The sequence below is a fragment of the Bacillus sp. F56 genome (assembly GCF_001748205.1).
In the GTDB taxonomy this organism is placed as follows: domain Bacteria; phylum Bacillota; class Bacilli; order Bacillales; family Bacillaceae; genus Bacillus; species Bacillus stercoris.
Genome location: NZ_BDFC01000005.1, coordinates 118661 through 135584 on the forward strand (window position 1 = coordinate 118661; position 16924 = coordinate 135584).

The following is a 16924-nucleotide window of genomic DNA, read 5'->3' on the forward strand; positions in this document are numbered from 1 at the left end:
TGGCATAATGCCAGCCGTCTCTTTATTTTAAAAGGCCCAATTCTTTGACAGCGTATGCAATCCCATCCTCGTCCACCGGCTTTGTTACAAAGTCCGCGATTTCCTTCAATTCAGGAACAGCGTTTCCCATAGCAACGCCTGTTCCAACATATTCAATCATTTGCAGATCATTTAATCCGTCGCCGAAAGCATATGTATCTCCGACATCAAACGGAAGACGCTCGATGACTTTTTTGATCCCTTCTGCCTTCGAGCCTCCGTGAGGCAAAACATCAGTCGATAGCTCATGCCAGCGCACTAGATCAAACTCAGGAAAAGCGGCATAAGCTTTTTCTTCTTCATCCTGACAGAATAAAAGAAGCTGAAAAATTTCTTTTCCTTCATAAAAAAGGTCATCGGTCTCCGGATAATCGGTTTTAAGGCTGCCGATTCCCTCGAGAATATGAGGGTGATCCGCAACTGTGGCTTTCATCGTGTCTTCAGCCATAAACACAACAGGATGTTTGTCTTTCCCCGCCTGTTTTAATAATCGTCTGATTGCATCTTCAGGCAGCGGATTTTTATAAATCACTTGATTTTCAAAGACAACATACTGTCCATTGTAGGAAATAAATGAGTTGATCCCAAGCTCCTCCAAAATCGGCTTAACCATAAACGGCGACCGGCCGCTGGCAATAAACACATGATGCCCTTGGCGCTGCAGCTCCGCCACGGTTTTTCTCGTACTTTCCGGTATATTCTTATCATGATCATATAACGTGCCGTCAATATCAAAAAAGATTAATTTTGAATCCATCGCAACTTCCCCTTTATCGTCTAGTTCTGCAATTCCCACCCTCATCATACAAAAAGTTTGTCATTCAGCAAACAATTTCGTTCAAAAATCATATTAAATTCCATTAATAACCACGAAAAGTCTTCCTTAATCTCCGTATACTATTAGTATAAAAGAACTCTGGGACAAATTTTTTATTAAAGGAGGGACTGGCTAATGCTGCGTAAATTAAGAAAGAAACTCAGAAGACAATGGAACGGAATGCTCCGCAAGAAAGCCATTGCCTGACAAGGGATCTTTCACTTTTTGAGAGGTCCTTATTTTGCTCAAGGCTTTCCTTATATTCCGTTTTCGAATATAATAGAATGAGCGAGTCTAACATACGGCATTTAAGGAGAGATTTGGAATGATTTATAAGGTATTTTATCAAGAAAAGGCTGACGAAGTACCTGTACGGGAAAAGACAGATTCACTTTATATTGAAGGCGTATCTGAGCGTGACGTCAGAACAAAGCTGAAAGAAAAGAAATTTAATATTGAGTTTATTACACCTGTAGATGGTGCATTCTTAGAATATGAACAACAGAGCGAAAATTTTAAAGTATTGGAGTTATGAGCGGTATGAAATTTGTAAAAAATGATCAGACTGCTGTTTTCGCCCTCGGAGGTTTGGGCGAAATCGGTAAAAATACGTACGCAGTGCAATTCCAAGATGAAATTGTGCTGATTGATGCGGGGATCAAGTTTCCCGAGGACGAACTGCTCGGAATTGACTACGTTATCCCTGATTATACGTATTTAGTCAAAAACGAAGATAAAATTAAAGGGCTTTTTATCACCCACGGTCACGAAGACCACATCGGCGGTATTCCATACCTGCTCAGACAAGTGAATATTCCTGTATACGGCGGAAAACTCGCGATCGGCTTACTTCGGAATAAACTTGAAGAGCATGGATTATTAAGACAAACGAAACTAAACATTATCGGCGAGGATGATATCGTAAAGTTCCGCAAAACGGCCGTGTCTTTCTTCAGAACGACACACAGTATTCCGGATTCCTACGGCATTGTTGTAAAAACGCCACCTGGAAACATCGTACATACTGGGGATTTCAAATTCGACTTTACTCCAGTCGGAGAGCCAGCAAACTTAACGAAAATGGCCGAAATCGGAAAAGAAGGCGTTTTATGCCTTCTTTCAGACAGCACAAACAGTGAAAACCCTGAGTTCACCATGTCTGAGCGCCGTGTAGGAGAAAGCATTCATGACATTTTCCGCAAGGTGGACGGCCGAATTATCTTCGCTACATTTGCGTCGAATATTCACCGCTTGCAGCAGGTAATCGAGGCTGCTGTACAAAATGGAAGAAAAGTTGCCGTATTTGGACGCAGTATGGAATCGGCTATCGAAATTGGACAGACACTCGGTTATATTAACTGTCCTAAAAATACGTTTATTGAGCATAACGAAATCAATCGTATGCCTGCTAATAAAGTAACGATTTTATGTACAGGAAGCCAAGGGGAACCAATGGCGGCGTTATCAAGAATTGCAAATGGCACACACCGCCAAATTTCAATCAATCCTGGAGATACAGTCGTATTTTCTTCATCCCCTATCCCAGGCAACACAATCAGTGTGAGTCGGACGATCAACCAGCTGTATCGCGCGGGTGCTGAGGTTATTCACGGCCCTCTTAACGATATCCATACATCTGGTCACGGCGGACAGGAAGAACAGAAGCTGATGCTCCGTTTAATCAAGCCTAAATTCTTCATGCCGATTCACGGTGAGTACAGAATGCAAAAGATGCATGTCAAGCTTGCAACAGATTGCGGCATCCCAGAGGAAAACTGCTTTATCATGGATAACGGTGAAGTATTAGCGCTTAAAGGCGATGAGGCTTCGGTTGCAGGAAAAATCCCGTCCGGTTCAGTATACATTGACGGAAGCGGTATCGGTGATATTGGCAATATCGTACTTCGTGATCGCAGAATTCTTTCTGAAGAAGGCCTTGTCATCGTTGTTGTCAGCATTGACATGGACGACTTCAAGATTTCAGCGGGTCCTGATTTGATTTCCAGAGGATTTGTATACATGAGAGAATCTGGCGACTTGATCAACGACGCTCAAGAGCTCATTTCAAATCACTTACAAAAAGTCATGGAACGAAAAACGACTCAATGGTCTGAAATCAAAAACGAGATTACAGACACTCTTGCACCTTTCTTGTACGAAAAAACAAAGCGCCGTCCGATGATCCTGCCGATCATTATGGAGGTTTAAAAAAAAGATGCACTCACTTAGGGAGTGCATCTTTTTTATTGCAGTGATATATGTTGAAATGATTTTACATCAAATAATCCTGTTGTCGTCATTTTGATATCAGGAATAACAGGCAAAGCTAAAAACGACAATGTCAAAAATGGATTAAATCCGCCTGTGAAACCGACTAACGACAATTGATCATGCAGCGTCAGCAAGCTTTGATTCACTTGCTCCGCGGATTGGTCGGATAATAACCCTGCAATCGGCAGCGGTACTGAATGGAGCTCTTCCCCATTTTTTATAATCGTTAATCCTCCGCCAATTTCCTGCAGTTTATTTACTGCCGCCGCAATATCCTCATCATTCGTTCCGACGGCAATAATATTATGGGAGTCGTGTGAAATGGTTGTGGCGATTGCTCCGCTCTTGAATCCAAATCCTTTCACAACACCAAGCCCGATTTCTTTTAATCCTTTATGCCGCTCAACAACTGCAATCTTTAACAAATCGAGCTCAGTGTCAGACTCAAAGTTGCGGGCACCAGAAGCCGGAACATGTACTAATCGTGTTTCAAGCTGGTTTGGAATGATTTGAATGACATTGAGCTGCTGCTCTGAATCAATTGGCATAAGAAAATCCTGTTTGTTAAGAGGAGCAGCAAGCTTAACTGAATCAAGCAGTGCCGGTTCTGATGCTGCAGTAGAAGCATGCTCCTGATAGACTGCTTTGCTGTCTTCAGCAACAGTCTGTCCTTTTATCATCGTCCTTGTGACAATGACATTTTCCAGATCAGATACAAAGAGCAAATCAGCGTCAAAACCCGGGGCAATCGCTCCCTTTGTATCTAGTCCGTAGCATTCGGCTGCATTGAGGCTTCCTAATTGATAAGCTATAAACGGATCAAGACCGGCTTGAATCGCCATTTTCACCTGATGATTCACACTTCCCTCTGACAGCAAATCATCCACATGCTTATCATCTGTACAGAAAAAGAAACGGCGTGCGTTCTTTTCATTCACCGCCGGCAGCACATTGAGAGTATTTTTTGCGACTGAACCCTCACGCATCATGACATACATGCCCCTTCTGATACGATCAAGAGCTTCTTCCTTCGATGTTACTTCATGATCGTTTGAAACAAATGCGGTTTTATAAATGTTAATGAGGTCTGTTGATAAACCGGCTAAATGGCCGTCTATCCGTTTTCCTGCAACACGTGCATCAAGCAGTTTCTGAACCATATCTTCTTCAGCCTGCTGAACCGACACATAATCCATAACTTCAGCCAGCCCTAATACTTCTTCTTCTTCATAAAAAGGCTTGAGATCGGCAGCTTTGAGAATTGCGCCTGATCGCTCAAAACTTGCGGCAGGCACACTGGAAGGAAGCATAAAATAAATGTTCAGCGGTGTATGCCGAGCTTGTTCAAGCATAAACGCAATCCCTTTTTCCCCGGACACATTCGCGATCTCATGCGGGTCTGTAACAACGGTCGTCACGCCATGAGGCAATACTGCTTTAGCAAACTCTATCGGTGTAACCATTGATGACTCAATATGTACATGTCCATCAATAAAACCCGGAACAATCATTTGTCCCTCTGCATCAATGATATTTTCGCCTTCATAGTCGCCAAGGCCTACAATAACCCCGTCTGTAATTGCAATATCTTCATATATCCACTCTTGATTATATACATCCATCATTTTTCCGTTCTTAATGACGATATCAGCTTTTTGTCTTCGGGCTGAAGCATTCAGCCTATTGACTAGCGCTTCTTTATTCAAATAGGCCCCTCCTCTTTTTTATTATATGGTACAATATGCTATCGGATCGCCTATGCTTAGTCAATAAATTGTTAAGAAATTGACGCTCGGTTCATTAAAGTTGTTATATTCTGATAATATTAAAACCGCCCTCTGTGGACGGTTTTTTTACTGCTATTTTGTATGAAGAACTCTTTTTTCAAAACGGGAGATGTCTGTGACTGACCCAATAACAATAAGTATATCTTCTTGGTGGATGACCTCGGTTGCAAGCGGTGATACGATGACTTCCTTGCCCCTTTTAATGGCTACAATGTTAATACCGTATTTTGCACGAATATCTAAGTCAAGAAGTGTATTTCCAGCCAGGCGGCTGTTAGCTACGATTTCAACAAGACTATGCTCTTCAGACAGCTCCAAATAGTCAAGTACATTGTTGGACACGATATTATGTGCAATTCGTTTTGCCATATCGCGTTCCGGGTGGACAATGTGATCCGCACCGATTTTAGACAGCACTTTTTCGTGATAATCGTTCTGTGCTTTAACTGTAATCGTATGAACGCCGAGTTCTTTCAGAATGAGTGTTGTTAAAATACTCGCTTGAATATTTTCCCCGATGGCTACAATCACGTGGTCAAAATTTCGCAGGCCTAAATTTTTCAGGACAGATTCGTCTGTTGAATCACCGATAACGGCGTGAGATGCTATCTTGGCATACTCGTTGACTTTATCTTCATCGATATCCATTGCCATAACCTCGACGCCTTCTTCGCTTAATGCTTTGCAAATACTGCCGCCAAAACGGCCCAGCCCAATTACCGCAAATTCTTTTTTCATAGTGGTGCTCCTTTATATAACATCATATTGATCAAATTTTATCATAATCTTTTGTTACAGTGTTATCCTTTTGGCAGCGAATTCATATGCTGCTTAAGCTTTTCAGTAAATTCAGGCGACAAATACAGCTCCGCTCCGCGTTCAATTTCAATCTGATAGTGCTGAGGCGGAGCAATTTCCGCTTCTTTTTGGAGGACGAGAAAGGTTAAGCAGTCTGTATAGTGCCTTCCGCCTGCTTCAACGTCCACAAATGCCGGCCGATACGTAAGTGATTCAACGCCCTCTCTTTTATATAGATAGGAGAGAGCAGAATAAGGGATCCGATATAAAACGCCTTCTGTTATTCCTCCGTCTTCCAGCATATCCGCTCTTGAGCCGTCTTCCCTTTTTAACGTAAAGCGGGTCGTGTATCCTTTTAAAACAGCTCTTCCCACTGGATCTTGAAAATAGTGACTGACTCCCGCCTTTTGAAAGCGGGCATGATCCATGCATGATCCATAGGCAAAATAATAAACGGGATTTTTCGATTTGCTGATCATCTGATGTTCTTTCCAGTCGCCAATGCTTATTTTCGTAAAACCGGCACACTCGTCTTTGTTCATAAAATAAATAAGCGCATTTTTAATTCCGACATCGGTTTTTATAAACACCATTTGTTTATGATATCCTTGAAAAAATTGATCAAGCTTATGTATACACAATTCGTCTGCTTCATATACTTCGCCGTATATATAGCCTTCACCATTTAAAACGGCTGTGGGCCCCTCTTTGGCAGCAAACATACTTCCCTTTGTTCTGGCCTGCTCATTGATACATGCCGATTGTGCCAGCAAATGATGGTTTTTTTCATGCTTTCTTAGTGTCCCGTATACAAACAGAAGCGAGTTCATTTTATTTTTCTCCTCTCAGCTGTCTGATTTTAAAGGCAAAACCACTTGAAAGACACTGCCTTTTCCAGCTTCGCTTTCGATTTTCAATTCCCCGTCATGTTCCTTCAAGATTCTCAAACAAATGGGAAGTCCCAATCCGGTACCCTTTTCTTTTGTGGAATAAAAAGGTTTGCCAATCTGCTTCAGTTTTTCCTGCGGCATACCGCTTCCTTCATCCTTTACGCTTATCACTGCATGAGAGGCGGTTTTTGCAGTTGAAATGGTTACGACACCGCCCTGTGGCATTGCCTCAATTCCGTTTTTAATGATATTGATAAAAACCTGCTTTAGCTGATTTTCGTCCCCGTTAATCATACAGCCATCTGTCTCTTTGAAATGTTTCTCTATGACGATATTGGACAGAATAGCATTGGTATCAAGCAATGTCGTGACTTGTTTCAAAATCTCATTAAGCTGGTGCGTTTTGAATGTTATCGCCTGCGGTTTTGCAAGCAGCAACAGCTCGCTGAGAACTAAATCGATTCTTTTAATCTCTGAAAAGATGATGTCAAAATAGTCTTTTCTGTCCGGATATTGTGTTTTCATAATCTGGAGGAAACCGCTGACAGATGTTAAAGGGTTTCTGACCTCATGAGCAATACCGGCGGCAAGTTCACTTGTGATTGATAGTTTCTGGGATTCCCTCGCCAGCCGTTCATTAATCTCAATGAGCTCATCTTCAGCCTCTTTCCGCTCAGTGATATCTGACATTGTACCCAGGCTGCCTGTAAATTGGTCATCCCGGTCATAGTAAAGTTTATAATGAACTTCTCCCCAAAAAATCGTGCCGTTCTTTGTCACGTATTTTGCCGTAAACATGCCAGAAGACGCCTTGTTTTGGATTTGTGTGTTAATGTGGTCCGCTACGTGCTTTTCTTTTATGAAGTAATCATTATACATCGTTCCCATACATTCACTGATTGAAAAGCCGGTTATTGATGCCCACGCTTGGTTTAAATATGTAATTTCGCCTTTTGCATTCGTTTGAAATACGATTTCCTGCAAATTATCCATGATACGGTTTTTTTCTTCAGAAAGCTGCTTATACTTCCATTCGTTATCCTTCATTTTCTTAACCAGCTGCTGTTTCTCATCAATATAATAAGCCAGCATCCAGACACTCACCAGCGTGACTGCAGTATACACAATATCAACAGGCCAATTAATCGGGTTTTTGCCTATAAAATAAAATAAATAATCCCAAAACATTATAAAAATCATTGCCAAAATGATGGAAATGATACGAGCTTGATATTTTCTCATATGACCACCTGCCGCTTGTGTTTCTCTACTTATTGTACCATTCTTCGACAAATAATTGAGTAAAATATGTAAAGTATCCCAAATCATTCATTACCAAATATTCTTGATGTCTTATCTTAGGCGGCGGTAATCAAAAATTGGCACGCAAAAAAGGCGGAGATGATATCGCTCCGCCTTTTTCAACATAATTTTATTCTTTTAAAGCGGCTTGAATTTCTTCGAGAAGCAGCTGTGCACCCTCAGGGCTTAGCGTAATTTTGCCGTTGCCGTAATCTTTATTTTCTGAAGTGATTTCTCCAGTCATTAAACAAACGCCATGAGGTTTGTACTTTTTCAAGATAATTTTATCTCCGTCAACAAAAAACTCAATGCTGTCTTTTATGGCAATATCCAGTGCCCGTCTTAACTCTATCGGCATAACAATGCGGCCTAATTCATCTACTTTTCTCACAACACCTATTGATTTCATAAAAACCCTTCTTCCTTTAAATGTTTCTTTTCTCATGTAATGTTTAAGGATGCACCTCAATATATCGTAGACGAATGAAACTCAAAAAAAGTTTCCCGCTTTCTATAAGAATCACAAGATATTTTTTCCATAAAACCGAAAAATGTATTACTTCTGTTACACAGCTCCTTGATTTTTTACAAAAACATTTCTTTACCGACACACACCCCCAAAAATCGCAGTATTTCTGAGAAACTTTAAATGTAGAATCATATTAAATTAGGATAGAGATTGGGTGAAAACATGTTTCAATCAACTGAAATCGGGATTGACTTAGGAACAGCTAATATACTTGTTTACAGCAAAAATAAAGGGATTATCCTAAATGAACCATCTGTTGTCGCAGTGGATACAACGACAAAAGCAGTGCTTGCAATCGGAGCTGACGCCAAAAACATGATCGGTAAAACACCGGGAAAAATTGTCGCTGTCAGACCGATGAAAGATGGCGTGATCGCAGACTATGATATGACAACTGATCTGCTAAAGCACATTATGAAAAAAGCCGCAAAAAGCATCGGCATGTCGTTCAGAAAGCCGAACGTAGTCGTTTGCACACCGTCAGGCTCAACAGCGGTAGAGCGCCGTGCCATCAGTGATGCGGTGAAAAATTGCGGCGCGAAAAACGTTCATTTAATCGAAGAGCCAGTAGCAGCCGCCATCGGAGCGGATTTACCGGTTGACGAGCCGGTTGCCAATGTGGTCGTAGATATCGGCGGAGGGACGACAGAAGTCGCTATCATTTCCTTCGGTGGCGTTGTTTCCTGCCATTCTATTAGAATCGGAGGAGACCAGCTTGATGAGGATATCGTTTCTTTCGTCCGGAAAAAATACAATTTACTGATCGGCGAACGTACGGCTGAGCAGGTAAAAATGGAAATCGGCCATGCTCTGATTGAACATATACCTGAGGCAATGGAAATTCGGGGACGCGACCTCGTGACGGGCCTTCCAAAAACCATTATGCTTCAATCCAACGAAATTCAAGATGCAATGCGCGAATCTCTCCTGCATATTCTTGAAGCCATCAGAGCGACACTTGAGGACTGCCCGCCTGAATTAAGCGGAGATATTGTCGACCGCGGCGTTATTTTAACAGGAGGCGGCGCGCTTCTTAATGGAATTAAAGAATGGCTTACAGAAGAGATTGTCGTGCCTGTACACGTGGCGCAAAACCCGCTTGAATCTGTAGCAATCGGCACAGGCCGTTCTTTAGAAGTGATTGATAAGCTGCAAAAGGCAATTAAATAGTCTTCCCCCGCATAAATCTCACACGCGGCAAATTTCTTGCTTCTTTTTTCCTCACTTCCTTCATATTGTGGGAAATGGAGAAACGTTAAGGAGGAAACCGATGCTAAGAGATTTAGGAAGAAGAGTAGCGATCGCAGCCATTTTAAGCGGAATTATTCTTGGGGGCATGAGCATTTCTTTGGCAAATATGCCCCATTCGCCTGCAGGCGGCACTGTAAAACTGAATCATCCATAGTATTGAAAAACCCAAGACATGTCGTTTTGGGTTTTTCACTTTGGCCTTCTTCTTTCCTTTATAGGATCATATTTGATATGATGAGAAAAAAGCTTGAGGAGGAATGGTTTATGGATTCATTTTCACAGAAGTTAAATACATATGCACAACTGGCAGTAGAAGTCGGTGTAAATGTCCAAAAAGGCCAGCATGTAGTCGTAAATGCTTCAACAGACGTCCGGGATTTTGTCCGCTTAATTGTAAAATACGCATATGAAAAGGGTGCAAAAAACGTCACAGTGAATTGGCAGGATGACGAAGTCGCCAAATTAAAATACGAGCTTGCGCCGTTTGAGGCATTTGAAGAATATCCTGAATGGGAAGCAAAAGGCAGAGAAGAGCTTGCCAAAAATGGAGCTGCTTTCATTTCTGTTGTGTCGTCAAATCCAGACTTGCTAAAGGGTATAGATTCTAAACGGATTGCGGCATTCCAAAAAGCTGCAGGAAAAGCATTACATACATACAGACAATATATTCAATCAAACAAAGTCAGTTGGACTCTCGTAGGTGCGGCATCAGAGGGCTGGGCTCAGAAGGTGTTTCCTGGCAAATCAAAGGAGGAAGCCATTCACCTTCTGTGGGAAGAAATTTTTAAAGCGACGCGCGTAAACGAAGACAATCCAGTTAAGGCGTGGATCAAGCATGACCAAAATCTTCATGAAAAAGTTGATCATTTGAACGAGAGACATTACGCTGCCTTACATTATCAAGCAGAAGGAACTGATTTAACAATTAAGCTGCCTAGAAAGCATGTTTGGGCAGGTGCAGGAAGCGTGAATGAAAGCGGCCATGAATTTATGGCTAATATGCCGACAGAAGAAGTATTCACGCTGCCTCAAAAAGACGGGGTTGACGGAGTAGTATCAAGCACAAAACCATTAAGCTACGGCGGAAATATTATTGAAAATTTCACTCTCACGTTTAAAAATGGCCGTATAATCGACATTAAAGCTGAAAAAGGTGAAGACATTTTAAAAGAACTGGTGGAAGCAGATGAAGGTTCTCACTATTTAGGTGAAGTGGCACTTGTTCCTTACAATTCGCCTATATCACAATCAAACATTCTTTTCTATAACACGTTGTTTGATGAAAACGCGTCAAATCATTTGGCGATCGGAAGTGCCTATGCCTTTAATATTGAAGGCGGAAAGCAGATGTCTCGTGAAGAGCTTGTCAAAGAAGGCTTAAATGAAAGCATTACACACGTCGACTTTATGATCGGTTCAAAGGATATGAATATTGACGGAATTACGGATGATGGAAAAAGAGAACCTATTTTCCGAAACGGAAATTGGGCTTTTTAAATAAATAAAAGGAGGCTTTTCGCCTCCTTTTTTTATTTTACTGCTTCATACATTTGCAGATTAGCATAAACGGTTTCTAATACGGGTGCCGTGAGAGATAAACGTTTTGCTTTTTCAAGCAAAAATCCATGCAGGTGGTCACCTTCAGTCGTTTGGCCGTTTTCCATATCCCGAAGCATGGAGGACTTCATATGATAAGACATGCTTGTCATCGTACGAAAGCTCTCTTCCTCAAGATCCGGATCAGCCGGAACGCCTTCTTTTCGTAAAACAGCGCCAATTTCCCCAATAAGAGTTTGGGCCGTATGACGTCCGCCTTCTGTGTCAAGGATCGGGCCAAGCGGTCGTTGAAATAACGTTGTAATCCCCGCTTGTGCTGCAATAAAGAGATACTTTTTCCAAATGTCCTTCTCGATATGCCCGCTAATGATGACTTCAGCCTTCACGCCTGAAAATGCCTCTTCAAGCGCTTTTATTCGATCCGTACGCTCTCCGTTCCATTCTCCAAATACAAAACGATGCGATGCACTCGTATGGTGAATTTCTCCTCTGTTGTCTAAAGCACTTTCTATAAAACACAGGCCGCCCAGCACCCGTTCTTTTGAAAATGCCGCGAACAGCTGCTCATAGTGGCGGTACCCGTTTAAGAAAGGGATAATGACAGATTCCTGATGGATAAACGGCTTGACATCATTTATCACCTGATCAAGCGAGTATGCTTTAGAAGCAATGATAACGACATCAAATTGCCCGGTTTCTCCGGCACTGATTAATACGGGCTGAAATGATGCATCCCCTTTTTCACTGTGGATGACAAGCCCGGTTTCTTTAAGCTGCTGAGCTCGTTTTTGGCGCACGAGAAATGTCACATCATTTCCTTTCTCTGCAAGCCGTCCGCCAATATACCCACCTACTCCGCCTGCTCCGACGACTAAAAATTTCATGTTGTGGTCCCCTTTCATAATGATGTATCAAAAAAAGCAGAGAAATCTCTGCTTTTTTATTCCGCGTATAGTTCAGCCAATTTTTTCTGCACATCAGTATTTTCAAGGAACTCGTCATAGCTCATTTGCTTATCAACGATGCCATTAGGTGTAATTTCTATAATTCTGTTGGCAATGGTCTGCACAAACTGATGGTCATGCGAAGTAAACAGCATAGCGCCTTTAAAACTGATTAAGCCGTTATTGAGCGCTGTAATAGATTCTAGGTCTAAATGGTTAGTCGGCTCATCCAAAATTAAAATATTGGCTCCAGAAAGCATCGCTTTTGACAGCATACAGCGCACCTTTTCTCCCCCGGAAAGTACATTTGCTTTTTTGTGGACTTCTTCTCCGGAGAACAGCATACGTCCTAAGAACCCGCGTAAAAAGCTCTCACTTTGGTCGTGCGGAGAATATTGGCGAAGCCAGTCTACAAGATTCAGATCACTGCCTTCGAAATATTCGCTGTTGTCTTTTGGAAAATACGCTTGTGATGTGGTAACACCCCATTTAAACGTTCCGCTGTCAGCTTCCATTTCCCCGGAAATGATTTTAAACAGTGTAGTAACAGCAAGTTCGTTCCGGCCAGTGAAAGCAATTTTATCTTCTCGATTCATAATGAAGCTGACATTGTCAAGCACCTTTACGCCATCGATCGTTTTTGTTAATCCTTCCACCTGAAGTACATCATTTCCGATTTCCCGTTCCGGCGTGAAGTTAACGTAAGGATAGCGTCGGGAAGACGGTTTAATATCATCCAGCGTAATTTTTTCGAGAAGTTTCTTCCTTGATGTGGCCTGCTTAGATTTAGACGCATTGGCGCTGAATCTAGCCACAAACTCTTGAAGCTGTTTAATCTGCTCTTCTTTTTTCTTGTTCGCTTCTTGAGAAAGCTTTAACGCCAGCTGGCTTGACTCGTACCAGAAATCATAGTTTCCGACATAGATTTGAATTTTGTTAAAATCAAGGTCGGCAATGTGCGTACACACTTTATTTAAGAAGTGACGGTCATGGGATACGACAATAACTGTATTTTCAAAGTTAATCAGAAACTCTTCAAGCCACTGGATTGCCTGAAGGTCCAAGTGGTTCGTCGGCTCATCGAGCAGCAGAACATCCGGCTTGCCGAATAATGCCTGTGCCAAGAGAACTTTTACCTTCTCCGAACCGCCAAGGTCTTCCATCTTCTTTGTGTGCAGGTCTTCTGAGATACCAAGACCTTTTAAAAGGATCGCCGCTTCACTTTCCGCTTCCCATCCGTTCAGTTCCGCAAATTCACCTTCTAGCTCGGCAGCGCGAATCCCATCCTCATCTGAGAAATCAGGCTTCATGTAAATAGCGTCTTTCTCCTGCATAACTTCATAGAGGCGCTTGTGACCCATGATGACCACTTTCAGCACTTCATACTCTTCGTACTCAAAATGGTTCTGCTTCAAGACGGCAAGACGTTCGCCAGGACTCATATGCACGTCGCCTGTCTGAGGCTCGATTTCGCCTGAAAGCACCTTTAGAAACGTTGATTTACCGGCACCATTTGCACCAATTAACCCATAGCAGTTGCCTGGGGTAAATTTAATATTAACATCTTCAAATAACTTACGATCCGCAAACCGCAAGCTTACATTATTTACAGCAATCATTTATTATCCTCCATCATGTCTATCATCAATAAAAGTATACCATGAATACAGAGCAAGAGAAATGATTCCCTGATAAAACAGAGAGAAAACACTTATACACCCAATCCTGCCAGCTGTGTTACAATTAAAGAGAGAGAATGCATCCGCCTGGAAAATTACACACTCTCATGGAGGAACACGTTGAGGCTTTTAACACTTACTGAATATTGCTTATTGATCTTTTTTACGGGCTTTTACCTTGCCGTAACAGGCTTTACCGCCAAGGATATCGGCTTATACATAGGCATAGCCCTTATTTACATATTTTCGCACATTTTTTCTAAACGACTTTTAGAAAAGCGCGGAAAAGAGAACAAACAGGTTCACCTTTTCTTCAGTGTGCTGGCCATTATCGGTTCAGTGTTCATTACAGTTTTATGCATTGCATTGGTCGCTTCTTTTTCAAAATAAAAACGCCTGCTGTCCAAAGGCCAGCAAGGCGTTTTTATTTTGTTTGACGCATTTCGTTAAACGGGAAAAAGACAAACTTCGATGTGCCGACAATTCGATCTTCCGCAATCAGTCCCAATCCGTTTCGGCTGTCCATAGAATTCAACCGGTTATCTCCCATGACAAAATATTTGCCTTTCGGAACCTTAACCGGCCCAAAATCGCCTGTCAGACTGACACCGAGTTTTTCTGCTTCCTTCTTGTTTTTAGACAAGTAAGGCTCGGCTACTTTTTTGCCGTTTATATAAAGCGTGTCATCCTTCATTTGAACGGTTTCTCCAGGCTTTCCGATCAATCTTTTTACATAATGGATTTTAGAAGTCTCACCGTTGATAATAACGATATCTCCGCGCTTCAGCTCGCCGATATAGTTGACTGTTTTATTCACAAACAGCCTTTCTCCGTCATGTAATGTGGGATACATAGATGAACCTTCAACTAAATACGGTTCAAACAAAAAGTGACGGATCAGGAGAGCCAGCAGAACAGCGATGACAATCGCTTTACCCCATTCCAGGTACGTATTGGTTTTTTTCTTCGCCGTTTTCTCAGTATTCGTATTTTTTTCCTCGGTCAAAGTGTTTCCTCCTAGACGATTGCTATATCAGTTGTTTCTCTTCTTTTACTTTATCATAAAAAAGAATAAATTACATAACTTAACCCGCTCGCTGCCTGTCGGATAAGAAAAAGCGTCCTTTCGAATCAAGGACGCTTTTTTTCTTATTTCTCTGTAACAGGTTTTTTGACAATACCGAGGATAATTGCCATCACAACAGCACCGATTACGATACTTAATAGGTAAAGCATCGGATGGTTTGTAATGAAAGCTACGAATACTCCTCCATGAGGCGCCGGAAGCGTTACACGGAAGAATTCAGTCAATCCGCCGGCAACAGCTGCACCGATTACAGCAGCTGGAATGACGCGAAGCGGATCAGCCGCAGCAAACGGGATCGCTCCCTCTGTTACGAAAGCAGCACCCATGAAGTAGCATGTAATACCAGCTTCACGGTCACGCTGAGTGAATTTGTTTCGGAAAATGGTTGTAGCAAGTGCGATACCTAGCGGAGGAACCATACCGCCGGCCATGATCGCCGCATGAGGCGCATAGTTGCCTGCATCGATCATCGCGATACCGAACGTAAAGGCTGCTTTATTAAGCGGACCGCCCATATCGATCGCCATCATACCGCCCAAGATAATCCCCATCAATACTAGGTTTCCAGTACCAAGGCTTTCAAGCCAGTTTGTTAAGAAATTCATAAATGCTGCTACAGGTGTATTGATGACAAATTGCATTAATACGCCAGTGATAAAAATACCGAACAGCGGGTAAATCAAAACAGGTTTTAATCCATCAAGTGACTGAGGGATAAACGTAAATACTTTTTTCAGTAAAATCACGACATAACCGGCAAGGAATCCGGCAATTAAGCCGCCTAAGAATCCAGCATTCGCTTGAGTTGCCATAAATCCACCGACCATACCAGGCGCAAAACCAGGACGATCTGCAATACTCATTGCGATAAATCCAGCAAGAACAGCCACAATTAATCCTAATGCGTTGTCACCGCCGATAAACTTAAGAGCTGCGGCAAACGCGTTGTAAGTAGGATCTTTTGGATCAGCAGAATGAATTCCCCAGAAGAATGAAATCGCAACGAGGATACCGCCGCCGACTACGAACGGAAGCATGTTGCTGACACCGCTCATCAAATGCTTATAAAACGCGTTTCCGATTCCGCTTCCAGACTTGCCTCTCGCTTCACCTTCATCGTTTGAAGCTGAAGAACCGCCGCTGCCTTGATAAATCGGGGCATCTTGGTTCATCGCTTTTTCGATCAGTTCCTGAGGGCGTCTGATACCTGCCGTTACAGGAACTTGAAGTACGCGCTTACCTTTAAAGCGTTCCATTTCAACCTGCTTGTCCGCTGCGACAATGATTGCAGGTGCATCTTCAATTTCTTGGGCAGTCAGCTTGTGCTTAATGCCGCTTGAACCATTTGTTTCGACCTTAATGTCCACGCCAAGCTCTTTCGCTTTTTCTTTAAGGGCATCCGCAGCCATGAATGTATGGGCAATACCTGTCGGGCATGCAGTAACCGCTAAAATCTTTCCTTTTCCGGCAGGTGCTGGTGCCGCTTCTTCTTCCTCTTCCTCTTCGTCATCATCTTTATCGTGCTGATTAATAATGTCGATGATGGCATCTTCTGACTCAGCTTCAAGGAGCTGCTTGCGGATTTCTTCACGCATTAACAGCGTGGAAAGTCTTGACAATGCTTCAAGGTGAGTATTGTTTGCGCCTTCAGTCGCCGCAATCATGAAGACTAAGTGAGCCGGCTGGCCGTCTAATGATTCATAATCGACACCGTCTTTAGAACGTCCGAACGCGATCGCCGGGTTGATAACGCTAGCCGTTTTCGCATGAGGGATAGCGATTCCTTCACCAATACCCGTTGAGCTTTGGCTTTCGCGGTTTAAAATGGCTTCTTTATAGGCTTGTCGGTCATTTAACTTACCAGCCTTATCAAGAACAGTGACCATTTCGTCAATCACATTTTCTTTTTCTTTGCTCTCAATATTAAGCTTTATCGTATGCTTTGTTAAAAGCTCAGTTATTTTCACTTGTGT

The 16924-nt window shown here is 42.4% G+C and carries 16 protein-coding genes; 6 read left to right on the forward strand and 10 right to left on the reverse strand.

The features are described from left to right. Window positions 1-22: 22 nt before the first annotated feature. Window positions 23-796, reverse strand: coding sequence for a Cof-type HAD-IIB family hydrolase (locus BFW96_RS05115; protein ID WP_069838827.1), 774 nt, complete (start codon window positions 794-796; stop codon window positions 23-25). A 385-nt stretch (window positions 797-1181) separates the two neighbouring features. Between BFW96_RS05115 and rnpZA the strand changes: the two genes are divergently transcribed. After that, entirely contained in the window at window positions 1182-1391 is a 210-nt protein-coding gene (rnpZA, locus tag BFW96_RS05120) for an RNA polymerase subunit omega 1 (RefSeq protein ID WP_003222303.1), read from the forward strand. A 5-nt stretch (window positions 1392-1396) separates the two neighbouring features. Then, window positions 1397-3064, forward strand: a complete 1668-nt coding sequence (gene rnjA / locus BFW96_RS05125; protein ID WP_003245660.1) for a ribonuclease J1 — start codon at window positions 1397-1399, stop codon at window positions 3062-3064. Between the two features lie 35 nt (window positions 3065-3099). Here rnjA and ade read toward each other — a convergent pair whose 3' ends face one another. The 5 genes from ade to abhA all read right to left on the reverse strand — a co-directional run bounded on the left by ade (window position 3100) and on the right by abhA (window position 8313). After that, window positions 3100-4833, reverse strand: a complete 1734-nt coding sequence (ade, locus tag BFW96_RS05130; RefSeq protein WP_069838828.1) for an adenine deaminase — start codon at window positions 4831-4833, stop codon at window positions 3100-3102. A gap of 153 nt (window positions 4834-4986) precedes the next feature. Then, on the reverse strand, window positions 4987-5652 hold the full coding sequence (gene ktrC, locus BFW96_RS05135) for a Ktr system potassium transporter KtrC (protein ID WP_003222311.1): 666 nt from the start codon (window positions 5650-5652) through the stop codon (window positions 4987-4989). A gap of 62 nt (window positions 5653-5714) precedes the next feature. Then, complete coding sequence (locus BFW96_RS05140) at window positions 5715-6542, reverse strand: gamma-glutamylcyclotransferase family protein (RefSeq protein ID WP_069838829.1); 828 nt, start codon at window positions 6540-6542, stop codon at window positions 5715-5717. 15 nt (window positions 6543-6557) lie between these two features. After that, window positions 6558-7844 (reverse strand): two-component sensor histidine kinase KinC, encoded by a 1287-nt coding sequence (gene kinC, locus BFW96_RS05145; protein ID WP_040083258.1) that lies wholly within the window; start codon window positions 7842-7844, stop codon window positions 6558-6560. 190 nt (window positions 7845-8034) lie between these two features. After that, window positions 8035-8313, reverse strand: a complete 279-nt coding sequence (gene abhA, locus BFW96_RS05150) for a transcriptional regulator AbhA (protein ID WP_014663823.1) — start codon at window positions 8311-8313, stop codon at window positions 8035-8037. 282 nt (window positions 8314-8595) lie between these two features. Between abhA and mreBH the strand changes: the two genes are divergently transcribed. The 3 genes from mreBH (at window position 8596) to BFW96_RS05165 (ending at window position 11181) form a co-directional block, all read left to right on the forward strand. Beyond that, complete coding sequence (gene mreBH / locus BFW96_RS05155; RefSeq protein ID WP_003245743.1) at window positions 8596-9603, forward strand: cell shape-determining protein MreBH; 1008 nt, start codon at window positions 8596-8598, stop codon at window positions 9601-9603. 100 nt (window positions 9604-9703) lie between these two features. Beyond that, complete coding sequence (locus BFW96_RS05160) at window positions 9704-9838, forward strand: protein YkpC (protein ID WP_003238865.1); 135 nt, start codon at window positions 9704-9706, stop codon at window positions 9836-9838. A gap of 110 nt (window positions 9839-9948) precedes the next feature. Next, entirely contained in the window at window positions 9949-11181 is a 1233-nt protein-coding gene (locus tag BFW96_RS05165; protein WP_069838830.1) for an aminopeptidase, read from the forward strand. Between the two features lie 32 nt (window positions 11182-11213). Here the strand turns inward: BFW96_RS05165 and BFW96_RS05170 are convergent, their stop codons facing one another. Both BFW96_RS05170 and BFW96_RS05175 read right to left on the reverse strand, forming a co-directional pair. Next, on the reverse strand, window positions 11214-12125 hold the full coding sequence (locus BFW96_RS05170; protein WP_069838831.1) for a ketopantoate reductase family protein: 912 nt from the start codon (window positions 12123-12125) through the stop codon (window positions 11214-11216). A gap of 56 nt (window positions 12126-12181) precedes the next feature. Beyond that, window positions 12182-13804: an ABC-F family ATP-binding cassette domain-containing protein gene (locus tag BFW96_RS05175; protein WP_014663819.1), complete on the reverse strand. Its 1623-nt coding sequence runs from the start codon at window positions 13802-13804 to the stop codon at window positions 12182-12184. Window positions 13805-13984: 180 nt separating this feature from the next. Here BFW96_RS05175 and BFW96_RS05180 point away from each other — a divergent pair, with 180 nt between their 5' ends. Further along, window positions 13985-14254: a hypothetical protein gene (locus tag BFW96_RS05180; protein WP_003232345.1), complete on the forward strand. Its 270-nt coding sequence runs from the start codon at window positions 13985-13987 to the stop codon at window positions 14252-14254. A 34-nt stretch (window positions 14255-14288) separates the two neighbouring features. Here BFW96_RS05180 and sipT read toward each other — a convergent pair whose 3' ends face one another. Together sipT and BFW96_RS05190 are read right to left on the reverse strand one after the other, a co-directional pair. After that, a complete protein-coding gene (gene sipT, locus BFW96_RS05185) occupies window positions 14289-14870 on the reverse strand; it encodes a signal peptidase I sipT (protein ID WP_003232348.1) in 582 nt (193 codons plus the stop codon). Between the two features lie 143 nt (window positions 14871-15013). Beyond that, window positions 15014-16918 (reverse strand): PTS fructose transporter subunit IIABC, encoded by a 1905-nt coding sequence (locus BFW96_RS05190; protein ID WP_069838832.1) that lies wholly within the window; start codon window positions 16916-16918, stop codon window positions 15014-15016. Window positions 16919-16924 lie beyond the last annotated feature (6 nt).